Source organism: Halalkalibacter alkaliphilus (assembly GCF_023555415.1).
In the GTDB taxonomy this organism is placed as follows: domain Bacteria; phylum Bacillota; class Bacilli; order Bacillales; family Bacillaceae_D; genus Halalkalibacter; species Halalkalibacter alkaliphilus.
On sequence record NZ_JAKRYL010000041.1, the window covers coordinates 1 to 23937 of the forward strand.

General features: G+C 38.5%; 24 protein-coding genes and 2 other annotated features. Of the genes, 22 read left to right on the top strand and 2 right to left on the bottom strand.

Annotated features, from left to right (window positions below; genetic code table 11):
* The first annotated feature begins 202 nt into the window (after window positions 1-202).
* Window positions 203-328, top strand: a sequence feature (ribosomal protein L20 leader region).
* 90 nt (window positions 329-418) lie between these two features.
* From infC to MF646_RS22035, 5 genes are all read left to right on the top strand, one after another.
* Complete coding sequence (gene infC / locus MF646_RS22015; RefSeq protein ID WP_250098655.1) at window positions 419-922, top strand: translation initiation factor IF-3; 504 nt, start codon at window positions 419-421, stop codon at window positions 920-922.
* Window positions 923-960: 38 nt separating this feature from the next.
* Window positions 961-1161, top strand: a complete 201-nt coding sequence (rpmI, locus tag MF646_RS22020) for a 50S ribosomal protein L35 (protein WP_034627113.1) — start codon at window positions 961-963, stop codon at window positions 1159-1161.
* A gap of 34 nt (window positions 1162-1195) precedes the next feature.
* Window positions 1196-1555 (top strand): 50S ribosomal protein L20, encoded by a 360-nt coding sequence (rplT, locus tag MF646_RS22025; protein ID WP_034627110.1) that lies wholly within the window; start codon window positions 1196-1198, stop codon window positions 1553-1555.
* 152 nt (window positions 1556-1707) lie between these two features.
* Window positions 1708-1977, top strand: a complete 270-nt coding sequence (locus tag MF646_RS22030; protein ID WP_250098656.1) for a DUF1294 domain-containing protein — start codon at window positions 1708-1710, stop codon at window positions 1975-1977.
* 22 nt (window positions 1978-1999) lie between these two features.
* Window positions 2000-2575: a TVP38/TMEM64 family protein gene (locus tag MF646_RS22035; RefSeq protein ID WP_250098657.1), complete on the top strand. Its 576-nt coding sequence runs from the start codon at window positions 2000-2002 to the stop codon at window positions 2573-2575.
* Window positions 2576-2632: 57 nt separating this feature from the next.
* On the opposite strand, the gene MF646_RS22040 is transcribed toward MF646_RS22035, so the two are convergent.
* Window positions 2633-3013 carry a sigma-w pathway protein ysdB gene (locus MF646_RS22040; RefSeq protein WP_250098658.1) on the bottom strand — a complete coding sequence of 127 codons (381 nt, stop codon included), beginning with the start codon at window positions 3011-3013 and terminating at the stop codon, window positions 2633-2635.
* 161 nt (window positions 3014-3174) lie between these two features.
* Between MF646_RS22040 and MF646_RS22045 the strand changes: the two genes are divergently transcribed.
* Together MF646_RS22045 and MF646_RS22050 are read left to right on the top strand one after the other, a co-directional pair.
* The gene (locus MF646_RS22045) at window positions 3175-3663 is read left to right on the top strand and encodes a dUTP diphosphatase (RefSeq protein WP_250098659.1); all 489 of its coding nucleotides are present in this window, start codon (window positions 3175-3177) and stop codon (window positions 3661-3663) included.
* A 181-nt stretch (window positions 3664-3844) separates the two neighbouring features.
* Window positions 3845-4930, top strand: a complete 1086-nt coding sequence (locus MF646_RS22050) for a M42 family metallopeptidase (RefSeq protein ID WP_250098660.1) — start codon at window positions 3845-3847, stop codon at window positions 4928-4930.
* 42 nt (window positions 4931-4972) lie between these two features.
* Here the strand turns inward: MF646_RS22050 and sspI are convergent, their stop codons facing one another.
* Window positions 4973-5179, bottom strand: coding sequence for a small acid-soluble spore protein SspI (sspI, locus tag MF646_RS22055; RefSeq protein ID WP_250098661.1), 207 nt, complete (start codon window positions 5177-5179; stop codon window positions 4973-4975).
* A gap of 124 nt (window positions 5180-5303) precedes the next feature.
* Here sspI and MF646_RS22060 point away from each other — a divergent pair, with 124 nt between their 5' ends.
* From MF646_RS22060 to MF646_RS22130, 15 genes are all read left to right on the top strand, one after another.
* The gene (locus tag MF646_RS22060; protein ID WP_250098662.1) at window positions 5304-6059 is read left to right on the top strand and encodes a TrmH family RNA methyltransferase; all 756 of its coding nucleotides are present in this window, start codon (window positions 5304-5306) and stop codon (window positions 6057-6059) included.
* 58 nt (window positions 6060-6117) lie between these two features.
* Window positions 6118-6349 (top strand) — a binding site (T-box leader).
* Window positions 6350-6435: 86 nt separating this feature from the next.
* Window positions 6436-7470, top strand: a complete 1035-nt coding sequence (pheS, locus tag MF646_RS22065) for a phenylalanine--tRNA ligase subunit alpha (RefSeq protein WP_250098663.1) — start codon at window positions 6436-6438, stop codon at window positions 7468-7470.
* A 12-nt stretch (window positions 7471-7482) separates the two neighbouring features.
* Window positions 7483-9909, top strand: a complete 2427-nt coding sequence (gene pheT / locus MF646_RS22070; protein WP_250098664.1) for a phenylalanine--tRNA ligase subunit beta — start codon at window positions 7483-7485, stop codon at window positions 9907-9909.
* A gap of 239 nt (window positions 9910-10148) precedes the next feature.
* The gene (gene zapA, locus MF646_RS22075; RefSeq protein ID WP_250098665.1) at window positions 10149-10424 is read left to right on the top strand and encodes a cell division protein ZapA; all 276 of its coding nucleotides are present in this window, start codon (window positions 10149-10151) and stop codon (window positions 10422-10424) included.
* Window position 10425: 1 nt separating this feature from the next.
* Window positions 10426-10965, top strand: coding sequence for a CvpA family protein (locus MF646_RS22080; protein WP_250098666.1), 540 nt, complete (start codon window positions 10426-10428; stop codon window positions 10963-10965).
* A 430-nt stretch (window positions 10966-11395) separates the two neighbouring features.
* Window positions 11396-13120 (top strand): DNA polymerase/3'-5' exonuclease PolX, encoded by a 1725-nt coding sequence (polX, locus tag MF646_RS22085; RefSeq protein WP_250098667.1) that lies wholly within the window; start codon window positions 11396-11398, stop codon window positions 13118-13120.
* Window positions 13121-13232: 112 nt separating this feature from the next.
* A complete protein-coding gene (locus MF646_RS22090; protein WP_250098668.1) occupies window positions 13233-15593 on the top strand; it encodes an endonuclease MutS2 in 2361 nt (786 codons plus the stop codon).
* A gap of 14 nt (window positions 15594-15607) precedes the next feature.
* Entirely contained in the window at window positions 15608-16021 is a 414-nt protein-coding gene (locus tag MF646_RS22095) for a DUF350 domain-containing protein (protein WP_250098669.1), read from the top strand.
* Between the two features lie 233 nt (window positions 16022-16254).
* Window positions 16255-16716 carry a hypothetical protein gene (locus tag MF646_RS22100; RefSeq protein ID WP_250098670.1) on the top strand — a complete coding sequence of 154 codons (462 nt, stop codon included), beginning with the start codon at window positions 16255-16257 and terminating at the stop codon, window positions 16714-16716.
* 168 nt (window positions 16717-16884) lie between these two features.
* Window positions 16885-18594 (top strand): long-chain-fatty-acid--CoA ligase, encoded by a 1710-nt coding sequence (locus MF646_RS22105; protein ID WP_250098671.1) that lies wholly within the window; start codon window positions 16885-16887, stop codon window positions 18592-18594.
* 227 nt (window positions 18595-18821) lie between these two features.
* Complete coding sequence (locus MF646_RS22110) at window positions 18822-20504, top strand: AMP-binding protein (RefSeq protein WP_250098676.1); 1683 nt, start codon at window positions 18822-18824, stop codon at window positions 20502-20504.
* 100 nt (window positions 20505-20604) lie between these two features.
* Complete coding sequence (locus MF646_RS22115; protein ID WP_250098672.1) at window positions 20605-21201, top strand: TetR/AcrR family transcriptional regulator; 597 nt, start codon at window positions 20605-20607, stop codon at window positions 21199-21201.
* 10 nt (window positions 21202-21211) lie between these two features.
* The gene (locus tag MF646_RS22120; protein WP_250098673.1) at window positions 21212-21991 is read left to right on the top strand and encodes an enoyl-CoA hydratase; all 780 of its coding nucleotides are present in this window, start codon (window positions 21212-21214) and stop codon (window positions 21989-21991) included.
* A gap of 94 nt (window positions 21992-22085) precedes the next feature.
* The gene (locus MF646_RS22125; protein WP_250098674.1) at window positions 22086-22856 is read left to right on the top strand and encodes an electron transfer flavoprotein subunit beta/FixA family protein; all 771 of its coding nucleotides are present in this window, start codon (window positions 22086-22088) and stop codon (window positions 22854-22856) included.
* A gap of 16 nt (window positions 22857-22872) precedes the next feature.
* On the top strand, window positions 22873-23850 hold the full coding sequence (locus MF646_RS22130) for an electron transfer flavoprotein subunit alpha/FixB family protein (protein WP_250098675.1): 978 nt from the start codon (window positions 22873-22875) through the stop codon (window positions 23848-23850).
* Window positions 23851-23937 lie beyond the last annotated feature (87 nt).

Below are 23937 nucleotides of genomic sequence, written 5' to 3' on the forward strand. Positions count from 1 at the left end.
AAACCGCTCCTAAAAGGCTTAAAACATAACGGCGGCTCCGCTCATCGCATAGAGAATATTGCAAAAGGGAAAATCACCCTTTTGCAATATTCTCTTGCATTCTTCTATTTCAGGAGGTAGAATAATTAAGTCGGCCACCAAAGAGTTGACGTGATTCGATGGTTATGATATAGTCATTGAGTAAACAATTTAACATTGGAAACAAAGCAAGCAGAAGCGCCCGCTTCTCACCTGATTGACGCGTATGCAGTTTACAGGTATGAACAGTTTCATTTCTACGAATGGACGAAGTGTGGGCGTATTATTGCGCCTACACTTTTTTTGTACTTGAATGAAGGTGCATTGGACTACAATGTTCATGCAAACTTTGCTTTGATTCGTTAAAATCCTTTGGAGGTGGCTCATTATTAGTAAAGACATGTTGGTCAATGAAGGGATTCGTGCACGTGAAGTACGTCTTATTGGAGCAAACGGCGACCAAGTCGGCGTTAAGTCTAAACAAGAAGCACTTGAAATGGCACAAAACGTCAATCTTGACTTAGTATGTGTTGCTCCAACTGCGAAACCACCTGTATGTCGCATCATGGACTACGGGAAATTCCGTTATGAGCAACAAAAGAAAGATAAGGAAGCTCGTAAGAAACAAAAGGTTATCAACGTGAAAGAGGTTCGTCTGAGCCCGACGATTGAAGATAATGATTTTAATACGAAGCTTCGTAATGCTCGAAAATTCCTTGAAAAGGGAGATAAAGTAAAAGCAGCGATCCGTTTCCGTGGACGTGCCATTACTCATTCTCAAATTGGACGGAAAGTATTAGAGCGTCTTGCAAAAGAATGTGAAGACATTGCAACAGTTGAATCAATGCCTAAGATGGAAGGACGTAGTATGTTCCTAATCATGGCTCCTAAAACTGAGAAGTAATTTCTTTGCTGAACAAGATTAAAGGGAGGACCTGAGTTATGCCAAAAATGAAAACTCACCGTGGAGCAGCTAAACGTTTTAAGAAGACTGGATCTGGAAAGCTTAAGCGCTCGCACGCATTTACTAGTCACTTATTCGGTAACAAGTCACAAAAGCAAAAGCGTAAATTACGCAAAGCTGGAATGGTTCATTCTGGTGACTTCAAACGTATTCGTGAAATGTTAACGTACAAAAAATAATTGATTCGTTTTTTAGAAAAAGGAGGGAACTTCGATGCCAAGAGTAAAAGGCGGTTATGTCGCTCGTCGTCGTCGTAAAAAGGTATTAAAGTTAGCTAAAGGATATTACGGTTCTAAACATACATTATTTAAATCAGCGCAAGGACAGGTAATGAAGTCTTTACTTTATGCTTACCGCGATCGTCGCAACAAGAAACGCGATTTCCGTAAGCTATGGATTACTCGTATCAACGCAGCTGCTCGTATGAATGGTCTTTCTTACAGCCGTTTCATGCACGGTTTAAAGCTTGCTGATATCAATGTTAACCGTAAAATGCTTGCTGAACTTGCTGTAACTGACGAAAAGTCATTTGCACAACTTGCTGAAAAAGCAAAAGCAAGCCTTAATGCATAAAAATAAAAAAAGCGCGGCTACTAGTCGCGTTTTTTTATTTTGTCAAAAAAGGTCTAAATTCATAGAAACGGAAATATAACGTTTTCTAGAGGCAATGGAAAAAGGAAGATCGGCTTTTTTCCATTGTTTCTAAAAGGTAGGGGGATCTAAAAATGATCATAACGATCTATATTCTTTTCGCTAACATCCTAGCATTTGTTATAATGGGCATGGACAAGGCAAAAGCCAAAAGTCGTCAAAGAAGAGTACCTGAAAAGACTTTGTTTTTGTTAGCGTTAGTTGGAGGAAGTGTTGGTATTTATGCAGGTATGAAGAAGTTTCGGCATAAAACAAGGCACAAAAGTTTTACTCTCGGAATTCCTTTAATGATTGTGATTCAATTTACCGTACTTGTCTTCATCTTACTGAAAGTCTCGGCATAGACTAGAGAGAGGGGGACTACTAATGGAGGAGTTTTTAGAACGTTCATTTCAATTTATAGAACAAAGTGGTTGGTTTGCTCCGCTATTTTTCGTCTTACTCCATGTCTTTAGGCAAGTATTTTTTATTCCTGTCTTACTCATTTGCCTACTTGGTGGTTATCTATTTGGGACGGTTTATGGGTCCATCTATTCAATATTAGGGCTTACGGCTGTAAGTGTTGTCTTTTATGGTCTAATTCATATTTTTCCAAGCATGCGAGAGAAACTGACGATATTGAAAAAGACATTTCTAAAAGAGAAACATCAGTTAACGGTTGTCCAAATGATGATTATGAGGTTGATGCCATTTATTCATTTTCATTTAGTTTCATTGTATTTGATTGAATCAACAAAGAATTTAAAAGAATATACGAAATTTTCCTTTTTTGTAAGTATTCCACCGGCAGTGGTCTATACGGCATTTGGGGATATGATTCATGAACTGCCCTTAGCTGGTACGGTAGTCTTTGCTACATTTTTAGCGATTTTATTTTTGTTTTTTCGTAAAAAACGAACGAATATTAAATGGGATGACTTCTTCTCAACGTCTAAACAATAAGTAAGGGGTTCTCAATAGGCCTCCGAAAAAAGACCTATTGAGAACCCTTTTAGTCATTTACTTTCTAAGTAGTTCTTTAATTGGACTTTTCCATTCAACTTTAGCATTCGGGTAACGTAAATGAATATCATCTGCAATAAATTGAAAGTCTTCTCTGCTCAATCCCGTTAGCTGATCCGTTTGCTTTGCCCAAACATAAATAGAAATAATTTCAAAGGACTGTTCTGTTGTTCCGAGATATTTTTCCCCTTCAAACATAACACCTTTGTAGGTGATTAGAAAATTCTTACGAACATCTTTGTCGTCGTCATAAAAGAAATATTGCTTTCGGTCATGAGCTTGTTCTAGTTTCCTGCGTGGGTGAAATAAGTACTTAAACGCACTATAAGCAAGTACAAATAAAGCGATTAACAACAACAAGCGGAATAAAATTACCATGAATAATCTCCTCCTTATGAGGTACAAATCATTGGAATGTATTTTGATTTTGACATAGGTTTATTAATAAAGTAAAGCTATTATGTTATACGAATCACTTGGACTTTGGTTACGTGTTTTTTTAAAAAATTGTTATAATTAAATAGATAGGAGGATTGTCTATGGAAATAGAGAAATTATTTGCCATTCAAAAAGAGCTTAACGACCGAATTGTTCAAGAGCACCACCTGATGGACCGTGATTTATTTAAGGAACAACTACTTGCATTCGTTGTTGAAATCGCAGAACTAGCCAATGAAACAAGATGCTTTAAATATTGGAGCCTAAAGTTATCCTCGGAACGTTCAGTAATTTTAGAAGAATATGTAGACGGGTTGCACTTTATATTGACACTAGGGTTAACATTAAACTTTACTTCGGTTACGGTGAAAGAATATAATCAACAACGACCAAGTGTTACTGATCAGTTTCTTTTTATTATGAATCAAGCACACGAACTAGATGCTGACCGGACACAAGAAAAATTTCAACAACTTGTTGATGGATTTTTTACATTAGGTCAACAACTTGGTTTCTCAAATGAAGAAATAGAAAAAGCTTATTTAGTGAAGAATAGAGTGAATCACGAAAGACAAGATAGCGGGTATTAGGGAATTGATAAACGAAATTAAAGCCAATGAAAAGGAGAAAGTTGATCTTTTTTTAGTGTCCTCAGGGAAGTAGCCTTTTTTTAGTTTGTAGGTACTAGCAGTCTTGTTTTAGTTTCATTTGAGCAGCGAAATTGTTTTCTGTATACTGAAAATATAGTTGATACTTAGGAGGTTATACATAATGACAAATCTTGATGAACGTTTACAAATGTTAAAGGATTTAACAGATGCAAATGGAGTTCCTGGAAATGAGCGTGAAGCTCGAGAGGTAATGAAAAAATACATTAGCCCATTTGCTGATGAGGTAACAACAGATAAACTTGGAAGTCTTGTTGCGAAGAAGACAGGCAATGCCGAAGGACCAAAAATCATGGTTGCAGGCCATCTTGATGAGATTGGTTTCATGGTGACTAGTATTGATGAGAAAGGATTTCTTCGTTTTCAAACAGTCGGTGGCTGGTGGGAACAAGTTATGCTAGCTCAGCGTGTTACAGTTATGTCAAAAAAAGGGAATATTCCAGGAGTAATCGGCTCAAAACCTCCTCATATTCTAGCTCCTGAAGCAAGAAAGAAACCTGTTGATAAAAAAGATATGTTTATTGATATCGGTGCAACAAGTAAAGAGGAAGCAATGGAATTTGGAGTGCGTCCTGGTGATTCAGTCGTTCCGGTTTGTGAATTTACTGTTATGAAAAATGAAAAGCTATTAATGGCTAAAGCATGGGATAACCGTATTGGTTGTGCTATTGCAATTGATGTCCTCCGTGGTCTACAAGGAGAGAACCACCCGAATATTGTGTATGGTGTTGGTACCGTACAAGAAGAGGTCGGTCTTCGTGGTGCACGTACATCAGCACACTTAATCCAACCTGATATTGGTTTTGGTGTGGATGTTGGGATAGCTGGAGATACACCAGGTGTAACAGAAAAAGAAGCGTTAGCAAAGATGGGAGATGGGCCTCAAATTGTATTGTATGATGCTTCGATGATTTCTCACAAAGGCTTACGTGACTTTGTGACAGATACAGCAGATGAGCATAATATCCCATATCAATTCGATGCAATGGCTGGCGGTGGTACCGATTCTGGAGCGATTCACTTAACAGCAAATGGTGTTCCGGCTTTATCCATCACAGTAGCAACTCGTTATATACACACACATGCTGCTATCTTACATCGTGATGACTATGAAAATGCAGTTAAGTTGATCGTTGAGGTTATTAAAAAGCTTGATAAAGATACAGTCGAGAAAATTACATTCTCATAATTGAAAAGGGTGCTCAAGCTTAGCTTGAGCACCCTTTAGTTCCTATTGCAATCCTTGGCTAATTTGTTGACAAACTTCGTCTTTTTGTTGCTCACTTGCATTATTCCAGAATACTTCCATCATCACACCTAAACCTGGAAGCATTTTTTCTTCGCCGCGTTGAACAGCGTCAACAATCACTGCTTCTACTTCATCCTGTGAATTTCCTTTGATATTTGCCATGATGGCACCGCGTAAGTTAAAGCTCATATTTTAGCACTCCTTTAAGTGATAGTATTAAATCTATTTGTAGTATGTACAGTGTGGACTGGATTATGACGAAAAAAATGGGTATGATGGAGAAATGAGAAAGAAGGATTAAAAGGAGTAGAGCATGAAACGAATTGATTCAGTTAAAAATGAGCATGTCAAACGCTGGAAGAAGCTACATACGAAAAAAGGAAGAGAGACAGCAGGCCGTTTTCTCGTCGAAGGGTATCACCTCGTCGAAGAAGCTCTGAAAGCTAACATGGCTGTAGAATACATATTAATGACAGAAGGTGCGATCTTGCCTTCATCATTATCGATGCAAGACCAAGATATGATCATCGTAAGCGACCAAGTAATGAAAGAACTATCGGAAACAGAAACGCCTCAAGGGATAGCGGCTGTTTGTGTTATTCCCACTGAACCTAACGTGGATAAGGTAACAGGGCAATATTTATTGTTAGATCGAATTCAAGATCCTGGAAACCTTGGTACGATGATCCGTACAGCTGATGCTGCTGGAATGACGGGCGTGATTCTTGGAGAAGGAAGTGTGGATGTTTTTAATAGCAAAGTGATTCGTGCCACTCAAGGTTCGATTTTTCATCTTCCAGTAATCAAGGGGAATTTAGAAAAATGGATTGAAGTCTTTAAAAAATCATCCATCCCCGTTTTTGGGACTGCATTAAATGAGGCAAGCTCATATTCTGCTATCCAACCTCAATCTCACTTTGCACTCATTATGGGGAACGAGGGAGAGGGTGTAGCCCAACCTTTATTAGAAAAAACAGACCAAAACATCTATATTCCGATACATGGTCAAGCAGAGTCCTTAAATGTTTCAGTCGCTGCAGGCATTTTGCTGTATTATTTGAGGGGATAATGGCAAAGATGGTTGCATGAAGAAAGTATATTCACTATAATAAATAAATCAGTATATTTTAAATGCTAAGAAAGAGAGTAGTACGTTTTTAACCACCATTCAGGGAGAAGATGCCTTAGACTGAAAGCATTTTTATGGAAGGAAAAACCGAATTCACTCTGGAGCAGGCACTGGACCACAAGTACAACCTTGTGAAGGTGATCCCGGTTTCGACCGTTAGAGCAATGAAGATAATGAGGGGGATTCCCTCTTCATTAATAAGGGTGGTACCACGAGTCTTCGTCCCTTTTGCGGGAGCGAAGGCTTTTTATTTTGGCCAATATTTTTTGAGGGTACCCTTTTAAATGAGAATGGTTATGTTGAAGGAGGAAAAATGATGCGTGAACGTTTAGAAGCCTTGCGTGATGAGGCGTTGGCGAAAGTCGATGTTGCTGAAGATGTAAAAGCATTGCAGGATGTGAGAGTGGCATATTTAGGGAAAAAAGGTCCAATTACAGAGGTTTTACGTGGAATGGGGAAACTCTCAGCAGAAGAGCGCCCGGTCATTGGCCAGATGGCTAATGACGTACGAGATGCTATTAAAGAACAAGTTGAACGAAAAGAAAAGGAATTAGAAACTGCAGCCATTGAACGGCAACTTGCAAGTGAAAGTATTGATGTGACATTACCTGGGCGTCCAGTTCATGGTGGCTCTACTCACCCGTTAACTCAAGTAGTTGAAGAAGTGGAAGAGGCATTTTTAGGACTTGGTTTCTCTGTCGCAGAAGGTCCAGAAGTTGAAGTCGATTACTATAATTTCGAAGCCTTAAACTTACCAAAAGATCATCCAGCACGAGACATGCAGGATTCCTTTTATTTCACAGAAGAATTGTTACTAAGAACACATACGTCTCCTGTTCAAGCGAGAACGATGGAATTACATAAAGGAAAAGGTCCAGTAAAGGTCATTTGTCCAGGAAAAGTTTTCCGTCGTGATGATGATGATGCAACTCATTCACATCAATTTATGCAAATAGAAGGTTTGTTTGTTGATGAGAATGTACGCATGAGTGATTTAAAAGGAGTTTTGGAACAATTTGCTAAATCATTCTTTGGGGAAGATCGAGAAATTCGTTTACGTCCAAGTTTTTTCCCATTTACAGAGCCTTCTGTAGAAGTAGATGTTTCTTGTGGAATGTGCAGTGGAAAAGGCTGTCGTGTATGTAAGCAATCTGGTTGGATTGAAGTGTTAGGTGCGGGAATGGTTCATCCACGAGTATTAGAAATAAGTGGATTTGACTCTACGAAATACAGCGGATTTGCCTTTGGTATGGGTGTTGAGCGATTAGCGATGCTTAAGTATGATATTGATGACATTCGTCATTTTTATACAAATGATGTACGTTTTCTAGCGCAGTTCAAACGGGTGTAAGGAGGAAAAAATATGTTAGTCTCTTATAAATGGTTACAAGATTACATTGATGTGAAAGACCTTTCGGCGCGTGAGATTGCAGAAAAGATGACGCGTGGCGGGATTGAAATTGATTTTGTTCACAAGTTAAATAAAGGAATTTCAGGAGTAGTGGTTGGATATGTAAAAGAATGTGAACAACATCCAAACGCAGATAAATTGAATGTTTGTCAAGTTGATATTGGTGAAGATGAACTCGTGCAAATTGTCTGTGGTGCAAAGAATGTCGCAGCCGGACAGCATGTCGCAGTTGCAAAGGTTGGAGCCGTTCTTCCTGGTAACTTTAAAATAAAAAAAGCAAAATTACGTGGAGAAGTGTCACAAGGAATGATTTGCTCCTTACAAGAGCTAGGGATTGAAGGGAAACTTGTCCAAAAGGAGTTCTCTGAAGGGATTTATGTTTTCCAAGATCAAGTTGAAGTTGGTAGTGACGCCCTTGCCGCACTTAACTTGGATGACGAAATATTAGAGTTGGATTTAACGCCAAATCGTTCAGATTGCTTAAATATGTTAGGTGTAGCTTATGAAGTGGGAGCTCTATATGAACGTGAAGTGACTCTTCCTAATATTGAAGTTGTAACAAATGATGAATCTGCTTCTGACTACATTAATGTAGAGGTGGAAGCAACAGAAGATAATCCTTACTACGGTGCGATTATGATTAAAGATGTGAAAGTAGGTACATCACCTCTGTGGTTACAAAATCGTCTGATGGCAGCAGGAATTCGTCCAATTAGTAATGTCGTTGATGTAACGAATTATGTGTTACTTGAATACGGTCAACCGTTACATGCATTTGATTATGACCGCTTTGGCTCCAAAGAAGTTCTAGTTCGTCGTGCTTATGACGGAGAAAAAATTGTCACATTAGATGATCAAGAGAGAACGCTAACGAGTGATCATCTTGTCATAACAAATGGCAAAGAGCCTGTCGCCATTGCTGGTGTCATGGGTGGGGCAACATCTGAAGTTCATGAAGGGACAACGACGGTCCTTTTAGAAGCTGCTTATTTTAAAGGATCAACAATCCGCAAAGCATCAAGAGATTTAGGGCTAAGAAGTGATGCTAGTACAAGATACGAAAAGGGTGTTGACCAAGATCGAGTACTTGCAGCGGGTAGGAGAGCAGCCGCTCTTATTGCTGAATTAACAGGAGGTACTATTGTATCTGGTGTTGTTGAAAAAGATCTGCTTTCTTATGATATGGCTACAGTTCGACTTGATCTAGAAAGAGTTAACAATCGTTTAGGAATGAATGTAACAATAGAGGAAGCCGCATCGTTCATGTCACGATTAGGATTTACGTATGAACAAGATGGCAACGTTTTACATGTTACTATCCCTTCTCGCCGCGCTGATATTCAAATTGAAGAAGACTTAATGGAAGAAGTAGCAAGATTATATGGATATGATCATATTCCGACAACCCTTCCGGTTGGTGCAACAACTCAAGGAGCTTTGACAGAATATCAGAAAAAGAGACGTCATGTTCGCCGTGTGTTAGAGCGTTCTGGGCTCTCTCAAGTTATTACGTATTCATTAACAAGTCCCCAAAAGGCGAAAGGGTTTGCTTTTGAAACGAATCAAACAAGCCCAGTACGTTTAGCAATGCCAATGAGTGAGGATCGTAGTACAATGCGTACAAGCTTGATCCCGCACTTATTTGATGTTCTTAGTTATAATGTGAACCGTAAAAACCACAATGTACATGTATTTGAAATTGGTTCGATCTTCTTAACAGATGAAGAGACATTAACAAAACAACCTACTGAACGTGAAATGGTTGCAGGTGCATTGACAGGGCTATGGCATGAACATAATTGGCAAGGAGAGAAAAAAGTTGTTGATTTCTTTGTTGTGAAAGGCATCCTCGAAGAGATGTTCTTACAGCTAGGAGTCTTTGGGAAAATTGTTTTTGAACAAGCAAAACTACCTGACTTACACCCAGGGCGAACGGCACTTGTTAAGCTGGACGGAAAAGAAATTGGATTTGTAGGTCAAGTTCACCCGGCCTTGCAGAAGGAATTAGGGCTAAAAGAAACATACGTCTATGAACTGGAACTTGAATCACTGCTAACGCATGAAACGAATTCAGTTATTTACAAGTCGTTGCCACGATACCCTGCTATGGTTCGTGATATTGCCCTTGTAGTAGATACACACCGTTCTGCTGGAGAAGTAGAAGCGGTCATTCGTTGGGCTGGTGGAGAATTGTTACATGACGTTCGACTTTTTGATCTATATGAAGGCGAACATATGGAAGAAGGGAAAAAGTCACTTGCCTTCTCATTAACGTATCTTGATCCTGAAAGAACATTAACTGATGACGAAGTAATAGAAGCTCATACAGAAGTATTGAAGATGCTTGAAGAACATGTAGGAGCTTCATTAAGAGGATAAAGAATGAGGCTGTTGAGTAACTACCGCTCAACAGTCTTTTTACAATATATAAGTAGTAATAACTTAGTGCGGTTTGTAATATGTATATTTTTAGATTATTAGAGCGAAAAATGACTAAACGTATCACATTTTTTGAAACACTGTATTTCCTTAAAAGAACCTTCATGGTATGATAGAAGATGGTATTTTTATGGCTAATTTCAACATTGCATTTTTACTGATAGATAGGAGGCTTTTCCGTGGCAGAGCAAAAGAAAAAGCAACGGATAACTGTTTCAATATATGGTCAACAGTACACAGTCGTCGGTGAAGAGCCTCCGGCATATGTAAAAGATGTCGCCCGTATAGTGGATCAGAAAATGAGAGAAATAAAAAAACGTAATCCGTATCTTGATACAACACGTTTAGCGGTATTAACAGCTGTAAATATTGTTGATGATTATGTAAAATTACAGAAGGAAAATGAAATGTTAAACGAAAAAGTCAACGAAGAAAGATCGACAGGAGACGATTAACATGCTTAGCTTTCTTATTCTATTTATCTTATTTTGTAGTTTCTTTATTGGTAGAAGAAGAGGTTTCATTCTCCAAATTATTCATTTAATTAGTTTTGTTGTAGCTCTTATTGTGGCCTATACATACTTTGGAGAATTTGCCTCGTACATCCGTTTATGGGTCCCATACCCGCAATTTTCTTCCGATAGTACAGTAGGCATGATCATTAATACGTTTGATGCCGAAAGCGTATATTATTCGGGGATTGCCTTTGCTATACTTTTCTTTGGTACAAAGATTGTCCTGCATTTGTTAGGTTCTATGTTGGATTTTCTTGCACATTTGCCAATTTTACGTTCTATTAATCAATTATTGGGCGGAATCCTTTGTTTCGTAGAGACGTATCTCATCTTGTTTGTTGTTTTATTTGTTGTAGCATTATTACCAATTGAGGTTGTTCAGGATGTAATGCAACGATCCATCGTTGCACAAGTCATGCTTAATCATACACCTTTTCTCTCTAATTGGTTGAAAGAGCTATGGATAAATAATCAACTATAACGAATAGCAGGCATTTTTTTAAAGTTCATTGTTTAAAGGGCACTGAAAAGGTGAAAACGACCTTTTTCTGTGCCTTTTTTTAAAAGCTGTTTTCGTAACGATTGATGCTGTGAAGAAACGTTTTTCTCTTAGTGAAATGGAGCGGAAGTCACTCGACTCCTGCGGGATGAAGAGGTAGGGGCTCGACACCTCCCCGCGGAAAGCGAGGGGCTGGAGCGCAATGGAACGAACATGAGGAGAACACGTACCCCGAAAAAAAACAATGTATGCAAAAGCAGCCTATTAAAAAGGTAAGAGAACCTAACAGGGATCTTTCGCATAAGCCATACAGTTTACTCGAATAAGAAAAGGTCGCATGCGCGGCTCTTATGTACATGCGTTGATTTTCTCTGCTAACTATCGGTATGATGGAGGATAGAAGAAAGGAACGATGAAGATGAACAAGAAAGATATCATTGGTTACTTAGAGACCATTGCGACTTATTTAGAAATCAAAGGGGATAACCCCTTTAAAATATCAGCTTATCGAAAAGCAGCACTTGCATTAGAGTCTGATGAGCGTACGTTAGATGAGATAGACAATCCAGCCTCTCTTACTGGCATTGGTAAAGGAACAGCTGAGGTCATAACAGAACTTAAAAGTACTGGAGAATGTTCCTTACTTAAACAATTACAAGAAGAGGTACCTTCTGGTTTATTGCCACTGCTGAAGCTTCCAGGATTAGGTGGCAAAAAGATTGGAAAACTATATAAAGAACTTAATGTTGTTTGTATTGATACACTCAAGCAAGTATGTGAAGAGAAAAAAGTTCAGCAGCTCGCTGGATTTGGGAAGAAAACGGAAGAGAAAATCCTCCTTGCCATTCAAGAGGCAAGTACCCGTCCAGAACGCTTGGCACTTCCTGTTGTCTTACCTATTGCTCAAACAGTTGAACGAGCTCTAGAAAAAATGGATGGTGTATTACGTTTTTCGCGTGCAGGAAGTTTGCGCAGATTAAGTGAAACAGTGAAAGATCTTGATTTTATTATCGCAACAACTGAGCCAGAAAAAGTAAAGGCTAGTCTCCTAAATCTAGACGGCATTAGCAAAACGGTTGCTAGTGGTGATACAAAAGTCTCTGTTGAAATTACAGATGAATTTCCGATATCAATTGATTTTAGATTAGTACTACCAGAAGAGTTTGCAACGACTCTTCATCACTTTACAGGATCGAAAAATCATAATGTTAAGATGCGTCAACTTGCTAAACAACGAGGAGAACGAATTAGTGAGTATGGGGTTGAAAATCTTGAGACTGGCGCAATCAAAACATTTGCTACAGAAGAAGAATTTTTCGAACATTTTCAACTTGCATTTATTCCTCCTGAAGCTAGGGAAGACCAAGGGGAAGTAGAAAAAGCAGAAATACTAATGAGTACTCCTGCTACGTACATTTCAGATGAACATATCCGAAGTGATTTGCACATGCATACAACGTGGAGTGATGGAGCTCACTCTATTGAAGATATGGTGAGGTCTGCAAGAGCAAAAGGATATGAGTATATTGCCATCACGGATCACTCTAAATTTTTACGTGTTGCTAATGGATTAACGGCTGAAAGGTTAAAAGAACAACATGCGAAAATAAAGAAATTAAATGAAGAGTACGATGACTTTAGGATATTAACAGGAATTGAAATGGATATATTACCTGATGGTACACTTGATTATGATGATGAAATCTTAGTAGATGTAGATTTTGTCATTGCGGCGATTCACTCATCATTCCAGCAGGATCGCGAAACAATTATGAACCGTTTAAGAACGGCACTTGAAAATAAACATGTCGATTTAATTGCACACCCAACGGGACGCTTACTTGGCAAACGTGATGGCTATGATGTTGATGTCGATATGCTCATACAATTAGCGAAGGAAACAAATACGGCCCTTGAGTTAAATGCCAATCCACATCGATTGGATTTATCGGCATATTGGTTGAAGAAGGCAGAAGAAGCAGGTGTCGTTTTGGCCATTAATACAGATGCTCATAGTAAGGAATCCCTGGACCTGATGTCTTACGGTACTTCAGTGGCAAGAAAAGCGATGCTCAGACCAGATTCCGTCATCAATACTTGGCCATTAGAAAAACTACAAGCTTTTCTTAACAGGTAGGAAGGATAAATTCCTGACTCTCATTAAAAGGTACTCTTATATAAAAGTAGATAGGGTGGATGAGTTGTTTCTAATTAACTTATGCCCCTGTGACTAAGAAGGAGTTACGTCTATGGAACGTGTGTTACGAGTATTAGAATTTGAAAAAATGAAAAGACAGTTGCTTGATCATGTATCATCTTCTTTAGGGAGACAAAAAATTGATCAATTACAACCGTCAACGAATCTAGAAGAAGTTCGAGTATGGCAACATGAAACGGCAGAAGGGGCAAAAGTCTTAAGATTAAAAGGTCAAGCTCCACTAGGTGGGATTACTGATGTTGCAGCAAATGCCAAACGAGCAAAGATAGGAGGATCTCTCGCAGCAAATGAGTTAATTTCCATTGCTAGTACGATTTATGGAGGTCGCAGGCTTAAAAAGTTTATCACAACAATGGTGGAAGAAGAAGAAATTGAGTTACCGTTGCTTTATGAGTATGCTATGCAAGTGGAACCATTAACTGATGTTGAGCGCGAAATAAAACAATGCATAGATGACAATGGGAACGTTCTTGATTCAGCAAGTCATGAGCTTAGAACGATTAGGCAGCAAGTGCGCAGCTATGAAGCGGCGGTCCGCTCTAAATTAGAGAGTATTACAAGGTCCTTGAGTACACAAAAGATGTTATCAGATGCGATTGTTACCATTCGAAATGACCGTTTTGTTATTCCTGTGAAACAGGAATATCGCAGTTCGTTTGGAGGGATTGTTCATGATCAATCTGGTTCTGGAGCAACATTATTTATCGAACCACAAGCCATTGTTACGTTAAACAATCAATTGCGCGAGGCGAAAGTAAAAGAGAAGCAAGAAATTGAACGAATTTTAGCGATGCTTTCGAATCAGGTCGCTGAGGTTGCTGATCCCCTCTTGCATAACTTAACGATTCTTGCTGCATTAGACTTTATTTTTGCGAAAGCACGCTATGCTCAGCAAATTAAAGCAACTGAGCCAAAGCTAAATGAAGATGGCTATATGTATTTGAAAAGAGCACGCCATCCTTTATTAGATGAAGATGAAGTAGTACCAATTGACGTTGAACTTGGCGGTGAATATCGCTCACTCATTATAACCGGGCCTAATACCGGAGGAAAAACGGTTACGTTAAAAACGGTTGGATTGCTTACTCTAATGGCACAATCGGGTTTGCACGTTCCAGTGGAAGAAGAATCTGAATTGGCAGTATTTAAGCAAGTTTTTGCTGATATTGGCGATGAACAATCAATTGAACAAAGTTTAAGTACGTTCTCTTCTCATATGACAAACATTGTGGACATTTTGGATAAAGTCGATTTCCAAAGTCTAGTTTTATTCGATGAATTGGGAGCGGGTACAGACCCAACAGAGGGGGCAGCACTCGCTATTTCAATCTTGGACGATGTATATAATCGCGGTGCCTGTGTGGTAGCGACAACGCATTATAGTGAACTAAAAGGCTATGCATACAATCGTGAGGGAGCGATGAATGCAAGTGTAGAATTTAATGTAGAGACATTAAGACCAACGTATCGTCTCTTGATTGGAGTACCTGGAAGAAGTAATGCATTTGCGATTTCTAGAAGACTAGGTTTGGATGAGCGAGTGATTGAAAAGGCGAAGGAACAAATTGATAGCGAAACAAACCAAATTGAAATGATGATTACCTCACTAGAAACGAGCCAAAAGTCGGCAGAAACTGAAAGAGCAGAAGCTCGCTCTCTCCGTGTAGAGGCTGAAAAATTACGAGAAGATCTTATTAAACAACTTGATCAACTAGAGCGTGAAAAAGAGCGCATCTTCAAAGAAGCAGAAGAAAAAGCAGAAAAAGCAGTAAAAGAAGCGAAAGAAGAAGCTGAATTTATTATTGGTGAATTAAGAGAGATGCAAAAAGAAGGGCTATCTGTGAAAGAGCATCAGATTATCGATGCGAAGAAGCATCTTGAACAAGCAACGCCAAAATTAACGTCAAAGCAAAAGAAGATCAAAAAAGATGCAGCAAAAGCGAAACAAAACATTCAGCCTGGTGATGAAGTAAAGGTCCTTAGTTTTGGACAAAAAGGTTTTGTTGTAGAAAAAATTAGTGATCAAGAATTCCAAGTCCAAATGGGGATTATGAAAATGAAAGTGAAAAAGGATGATCTCCAGTTATTAGATCGTCCAAAACCAGTAGAAACGAAACCTCTTGCGATGATAAGAGGGGGAGAATCTCATGTGAAAGCAGAGTTAGATCTTCGTGGCGAAAGATTTGAAGATGCAATGCTTCGTGTTGAAAAATATATTGATGATGCATTATTAGCTGGATACCATCAAGTATCAATCATTCATGGGAAAGGGAGCGGGGCACTTCGTAAAGGTGTAAAGCAGCTCCTTAAAAAACACCCCCACGTAAAAGGAGAACGAGATGGCGGTATGAACGAAGGCGGCCTTGGAAATACGGTCGTTGAATTGAAGTAAAAGAGGCGATTGATATGGACGTACTACTTGAAAATGAATGGATGCGAACTGCAGCATACTATAGCGTCTCTCTTCTTGCCCTGATTCTGTTTTTAACGATCTTTGAAACAGTAACGAAATATCGAAATTGGGATGAGATCAAAAATGGAAATGTTGCCGTTGCCTTAGCGACAGGAGGCAAAATCTTTGGGGTGGCTAATATTTTTAGACATTCCATTGGGTATTCTGATTCAATGTTAATGATGCTCGCCTGGGGCGTCTTAGGTTTCTTCTTATTACTTGTAAGTTACTTTGTGTTTGAGTTTTTAACACCAGGATTTAAAGTAGACGAAGAAATAAAACGTGATAATCGGGCCGTTGGCTTTATTGCAATGGTGATTTCCATTGGATTGTCATACGTCATCGGAGCAAGTATTATTGCTAGATAAAGGAGTCATACATGTGGAGCTTTTAATGAAAATTTTATATGTTAGTTGTGGTGCATTTATCGTAGCAGGAATTATATTTATGCTCTTTTTTGCTCCTTAAAAAATTGAAAGCAGGCTTGTTTGGTAGTTCAAATAAGTCTGCTTTTTTGTTGAGGGTTTGAAACTATTTTATACAACATGGCGTTTTAATACTGTGGTAATTAAATGACGTTGTGATTAGGTGGGGGAAGAAAATGAAAATGTTTTTTACAATGTTCGTATGCGCATTATTGTTGGCAGGATGTACGAGTGGGAGTGCCGAAGTAGAAAATTTTATTCATGAAGGAACCGCTAAGCTTGAAATAAAAGGAGAAAAGCAATACTTCATGCGCACGCTCGAACAGGTTCAAGGAGAGTGGAAAGCAGAAATTACACCTCGTAAAAATAAAGAGCAACACTGGGAGTACAAGATTTCTCTACAATACTTAGGGAGTGCGAATATTTCAAAAATGACTGTATCAATAGAAAACGGAACGATTGATATAACGGACCCTTTTGAAGCAAATAGTGACAAAATTATTGTGGCTGGATTCACAACACCAGAGCCAGTCGAGCAAACGAATATTTTAATTGAGTATAAAGAAGAAGTACGTGAAGGCTTTATCCAACACAAAGAGCAATTTACATTTTTGCTTCTGAATACAGAAGGCTTCTGAAGAAGGGGATACTTTCAGAAGCCTTTTCATCATATAGGTCAAATTATTTATAGAAAATTTCAAAAATACAGAAAAAGTTATACAAAACTGTAAGCGTTTGCAATAGAATAGAGAAGAGGAGAATGAACGATGAGAAAGGAGTAATTACAAGATGGCAAGGAGGAGATAGTGTTGACGACAATCGATAAGGTTTGGTTACAAAGCTATCCTAAAGAGGTACCCCACACAATTTCGTATGATGAAAGTTGCTTACATGACTATTTGAGGCGCTCGACTGAGAAATACCCAAATCATGAAGCTTTGCATTTTCTTGGGAAGGATATAACTTATAAAGAGTTATATGAAGAATCAAAGAAATTTGCTAATCAATTGCTATCAATTGGTGTGAAAAAAGGAGATCGAGTAGCTATCATGCTTGCGAATTGTCCACAAGGAGTCATCAGTTATTACGGTGCTCTAATGATTGGGGCAGTTGTCGTTCAAACCAATCCGCTTTACGTTGAAAGAGAGCTAGAACATCAGCTTATTGATTCCGGGGCAAAAGTAATCATTTGTCTAGATCTCGTTTTTCCACGCGTTCAAAAGGTACGTTCAAAAACCAATCTGGAATATGTCATTGTTACAAGTATTAAAGACTATCTGCCTTTCCCTAAAAACGTACTCTATCCCTTCGTTCAAAAGAAAACTACAGGCATTAAAGTAGAGGTTGTTTATAATTCACATACCATTGCATTTAAACCATTTTTAAAAGCCGGGACAACGAAAGAAGTTGAGATTGAAATGGACCCTGTTGAGGACTTAGCGCTCCTCCAATATACAGGAGGAACAACAGGACCGGCAAAAGGGGTTATGCTTACTCATCAAAACTTAGTAGTAAATACAATGCAATGTATTCATTGGACATATAAAACAACACCAGGTAAAGAAAAAATGTTGGCTGTTTTGCCGTTTTTCCATGTGTATGGAATGACCGTTTGTATGAATCTAAGCATTATGAATGGATTTACAACGGTTATACTCCCAAAGTTTGACATAAAAGATGTGTTAAAAACAATAGAAAAACAAAATATCACCCTTTTTCCAGGTGCGCCAACAATGTATGTCGCGTTAATTAACGACCCAACAATTAAAGATTATGATCTATCATCGATAAAAGCCTGTTTAAGTGGGGCTGCTCCACTCCCATTAGAAGTGCAACAAAAATTTGAAACCTTAACAGGAGGTAAACTTGTAGAAGGTTATGGACTGACAGAAACATCTCCAGTAGCAGTTGCAAATCCAATTTGGGGAAAAAGGAAATCTGGAAGTATAGGCATTCCTTGGCCAGATACAGATGTGAAAGTTATGTCAGCAGAAACAGGCGAATCATGTGAAGTTGGAGAGGTTGGAGAAATTGCTGTTCGCGGTCCACAAGTGATGAAAGGCTATTGGAACTGTCCAGAAGAAACTGCACAAGTATTTAAAGAGGATTGGTTCTTAACCGGTGATATGGGTTATATGGATGAAGAGGGCTATTTCTATATTGTTGACCGTAAAAAGGATATGATCATTGCTGGTGGATTCAATATATATCCAAGAGAGATTGAGGAAGTTCTTTATGAACATGAAGCGATACAGGAGGCTGTTGTGATTGGTGTTCCTGATGAGTATCGCGGAGAAACTGTGAAAACATTTGTTGTTTTAAAAGAAGGAAGAACTCTTACAGAAAAAGAGCTAGACCAATATTGCAGAAAGCATCTGGCTGCTTATAAAGTACCGAAATATTATGAATTCAGGGATGAATTACCGAAGACATTAATAGGTAAGATTTTGCGGCGTGTTCTTATAGAAGAAGAAAAAGAAAAGCTTGCAGAGGAACAAAAGGCAAGTAATGAGTAAGAAGTAGGGACATTTTATTATTCATATTAATTATTTAGAGGGGTTATCCTAAGGGCTTTTTTGACCTTGAGATAACCCCTAAATTAGCAACGAGGCAAGAAAAAATTAAAAAACACCAAAAATCTATTTAAAAATGAATGAACATTCATTACAATGGAGAAGAGAGGATGAATACAGATTGAGAGGAGAGTAAGAAGGAGGCTATTTACTTGCTAAACGAAGTCAAGATGAATTGGCTAGAACATTATCACATAGAAATACCAACTTCAATTGAATATCCTAATCTTTCTTTACACGAATTGGTTGAGCAAGCTGGCCGTCGTTTCCCTGATCATGTAGCGCTTGAATTCATGGGTAAGTCGCTTACATATAGAGAGTTCGATCAATCGGTCAGGCGCTTTGCAAATCAATTACAAACGCTAGGCTTACAAAAGGGTGAACGAGTTTCCATCATGCTACCTAATTGTCCTCAAGGAGTGATAGCCTATTTCGCAACGTTAATGGCTGGAGGGGTCGCAGTTCAAACAAATCCATTATATGTCGAACGAGAATTAGAGCATCAATTAGTTGATTCAGGAGCAAAGATCATCTTGTGTCTGGATTTATTGTATCCAAGAGTAATGAAGGTCAGGAAATCAACAAAACTAGAACATATAATTGTAACCGCTATCAAAGATTATCTACCATTTCCAAAAAACTTAATTTACCCATTTATTCAAAAAAAGAATACGGGATTAAAAGTAGACATTTTATACAATGAAAAAACACATCGCTTTGTACAATTAGCACAGTCTGGATCAAAAGAGCGGCCAAATGTAAGTATAAATCCAAAAGAAGATCTAGCATTATTGCAATATACAGGTGGAACAACAGGTGTTGCAAAAGGAGTTATGCTTACCCATCAAAATTTAGTTGCCAATACAGTTCAATGTCGCCATTGGTTATACAAGTTAGAGGAGGGAAAAGAACGAACGCTAGCTGCCCTACCTTTCTTTCATGTATATGGGATGACTACATGCATGAATCTTACCTTGTCAATGGGAAATGAGCTGCACATTGTGCCAAAGTTTGATCCAAAACAAATCTTGAAGATTATTCAAAATAAAAAGATCACTTCCTTTCCAGGTGCACCAACTATGTATATTGGCTTAATTAATCAACCCGATATTCAAAAGTACAATCTCTCTTCAATTAAAGCATGCATAAGTGGTTCGGCATCATTACCTGTTGACGTGCAACAGCGTTTTGAGAAGCTGACCGGTGGAAAGCTTGTGGAAGGGTATGGGCTGACAGAAGCATCACCAGTAACTCATTGTAATTTGGTATGGGGGAAGCGCCAAGAAGCAAGTATTGGATTTCCATGGCCTGATACCGAAGCGGTAATATTGTCGATGGAGACAGGAGAACCGGCGGAGCTTGGTGAAGTTGGTGAATTAGCTGTTCGTGGTCCACAAGTGATGAAGGGGTATTGGAACCGTCCTGAAGATACAAAAGCAACGATGAACGGAGATTGGCTTCTAACTGGAGATATGGGGTATATGGATGAAAAAGGATATTTTTATATTGTCGACCGAAAAAAAGATATGATTATCGCCGGTGGATTTAACATTTATCCACGAGAAATTGAAGAAGTGCTCTATAATCATGAAGACATTCAAGAGGCTGTTGCGATAGGAATTCCAGATGAATATCGTGGTGAAACGGTAAAAGTATTCGTTGTAAAAAAAGAAGGTTCAACGTTAACGGAAGAAAAGTTAACTGCTTATTGCAGAAAAAATCTTGCAGCATATAAAATTCCGAGGAAGTATGAATTTAGAGATGAATTACCTAAAACGTTGGTTGGCAAAGTATTAAAACGAGTATTAATAGACGAAGAAAAGCAAAAGCTAAGGAAAGAAAAAACAAGTTAACCTGACCGAAAATTACAAGGATATCATTGACATTAAATTTCTTTTTCACTAAAATAAGATTTATGAATGAATATTCATTCATAGCAAAGGAGAGACAACAGTGGGAAAGAAAAAAGGACCTAAATATAATCAGATTATAGATGCAGCAGTAAAAGTGATTGCAAATCACGGCTATCATCAAGCTCAAGTTTCCAAAATCGCGAAAGAAGCTGGTGTGGCAGATGGAACCATTTATTTATATTTCGAAAATAAGGAAGACATACTTACATCACTTTTTGAGGAAAAAATGGGTAATTTTGTACAGATTATTCGTAACCAGATTACAGAAGATTTATCGATTGAAGATAAGTTTTTACTACTCATTACAAAACATCTAGAACAACTAGAACAAGATCATCATTTGGCGATCGTTACACAACTTGAATTACGTCAATCTAATACAGACCTTCGTTTGAAAATTAACGAAATTTTAAAAGGGTATTTAGTATTAGTAGATGAATTATTAACTGAGGGAAAATCAAATGGATTTTTTCTTGAAGACTTGGATAATCGATTAGCAAGGCAAATGATATTTGGAACCATTGATGAGGTAGTGACAAACTGGGTAATGAAAGAGTGTAAGTATGATTTAAGTGGGTTAGCTGTTTCAATTCACAAAATGCTACTCGGCGGACTTCGTTCGAAACCTTCACGATAGGAGTGAGAATGTGGAGTTTATAAAAGTTAATATTAGTAATCAGATTGCTACAATTACATTACAAAGGCCACCAGCAAATGCTTTGTCAAGAGCTGTCTTGAAAGAACTTGATCAAGCTTTGACAGAACTTGAGGCAAAGGAAGAGGTAAACGTTCTTCTTATTAATGGAGAGGGACGGTTCTTTGCTGCTGGTGCAGACATTAAAGAGTTTACGCAAATAACAGACAAGGAAGACCATGAAAAACATGCGAGAAGTGGTCAACAATTATTTGACAGAATGGAACAATTCTCTAAACCAATTATTGCTGTTATTCATGGGGCTGCATTAGGAGGGGGATTGGAACTTGCGATGGCATGTCACATTCGATTATCAACAGAGGATGCCAAACTAGGGCTGCCTGAATTACAACTTGGTCTAATACCTGGGTTTTCTGGGAGTCAGAGGCTTCCTCGTTTTGTAGGTAGAGCAAAAGCTTGTGAAATGCTTTTAACAAGTGATCCAATAACCGGCCTGGAGGCAAAGCAGCTAGGGCTAGTGAATGCAACATTTCCAGAAGAGACTCTTTTTGAAGAAGCTCAAAAGCTAGCTAGTAAAATAGCAGCAAAAAGCAAAATAGCAGTCAAAATGACTTTAGAGTTATTGTTGTATTACCAATCTCATAACCATGAAAAGGGTTCGATTCGTGAAGCTGAGTTATTTGGTCAAATATTTAAAACGGATGATGCAAAAGAAGGGATTAACGCTTTCATGGAAAAGCGCAAACCAATCTTTAATAAAAACAAGAAGTAATCATGATTTAGTGGTATTGATCAATAGAATAATAACAATGGTGATTTCAACCTTTAAAACTAGTAATCTTATAAGAATATTAGGAGGGACGAAAATGAATATTTTTGTTTTGATGAAACGCACATTCGATACAGAGGAGAAAATTACCATTAGTGGTGGCCAAATTGATGATAGCGGAGCTGAATTTATCATTAATCCATACGATGAATATGCCATTGAAGAAGCGATTGTCTTACGAGATGAACATGGTGGAGAAGTGACAGTTATCACTGTTGGTGAAGAAGAGGCAGAAAAAGAACTACGAACAGCACTCGCAATGGGGGCTGACAAAGCTATTTTAATTGACAGTGAGGAATTGGATGAATTAGATCAATTTACAACAGCTACTTTACTTGCAGCTTATTTAAAAGATCAAGAACCTGATATTATTTTAGGTGGAAATGTTGCTGTAGATGGAGGTTCTGGTCAAGTCGGTCCAAGAGTGGCAGAAATTTTAGGCATTCCACAAGTTACGACGATCACCAAGTTGACGGTTGCTGGTCAAATAGCAACAATTGTCAGAGATGTTGAAGGGGACGAAGAAACGATTGACGTATCTCTTCCGGTTCTTGTTACAGCGCAACAAGGACTTAATGAGCCGAGGTATCCTTCATTACCAGGGATTATGAAGGCAAAGAAAAAGCCATTGGAAACACTTGATTTAGATGACCTTGACTTGGATGAAGAAGGTGTTGAAGCGAAAACAACAACGATCGAAATCTTCTTACCACCAGAAAAGCAAGCAGGGAAAATACTCGAAGGGGATTCGGCTGCCCGAGTAAAAGAACTTGTCTCATTACTTAAATCTGAAGCGAAAGTCATATAAATAGGAGGGGATCAATATGGCGAAAAAAGTACTTGTCATTGGAGAAGTTAGGGATGGAGAGTTGCGCAACGTCTCGTTTGAAGCAATAGCCGCAGGAAAAACAGTTGCCAATGGAGGAGAAGTGGTAGGTGTTCTATTAGGGAAAAATGTAAGCGGTTTATCTGAGGAAATGGCTCAATACGGGGTTGATCGTATTGTTGTTGTTGATCATGCTGATTTGGTAAGCTATTCAACAGATGCCTATCAACAAGCCTTGTTGCAAGTGTTTGACGTTGAAAATCCAGAAGGAGTGATTCTAGGTCACACATCAATTGGCAAGGATGTTTCGCCACGTCTTGCAATGAAGTTACAGTCAGGTCTTGTTTCAGACGCTGTTTCGGTTGAACTTGATGGAGAAGATGCTGTTTTTACGCGTCCAATTTATTCTGGGAAGGCGTTTGAAAAGAAAAAAGTAAAGGAAGGTGTAGTATTTGCAACAATTCGTCCGAATAACATTGCTGCACTTGAGCCTGACCCTGCACGAAAAGCGGATGTCTCCAATCTTAAAGTAGAAATCAAAGATTTACGTACAACCATTAAAAATGTAGTACGAAAAGCTACAGGAGGTGTAGACCTTTCTGAAGCAAACGTAGTTGTGGCAGGAGGAAGAGGGGTTAAAAGCAAAGAAGGCTTCGAACCACTTCAAGAGCTAGCTGATCTATTAGGTGGAGCTGTTGGAGCTTCCCGTGGGGCTTGTGATGCAGACTACTGCGATTACGGGCTGCAAATTGGGCAAACAGGAAAAGTCGTCACACCTGATTTATATTTTGCGATTGGTATTTCAGGAGCTATTCAACACCTTGCAGGGATGTCAAACTCCAAAGTAATTGTAGCGATTAATAAAGATCCAGAAGCACCTATTTTTGAAATAGCAGATTATGGAATCGTTGGTGATCTGTTTGAAATAGTACCAATCTTAACAGAAGAATTAAAGAACGTTCTAGTGAAAAGTTAAGAGTAGTATGTTTGAAGGAATAGGCTAGTTGTGGAAAAAAGACGTAAAATCATTTGATTTTCGTCTTTTTTTATTGATTGCAGAAGG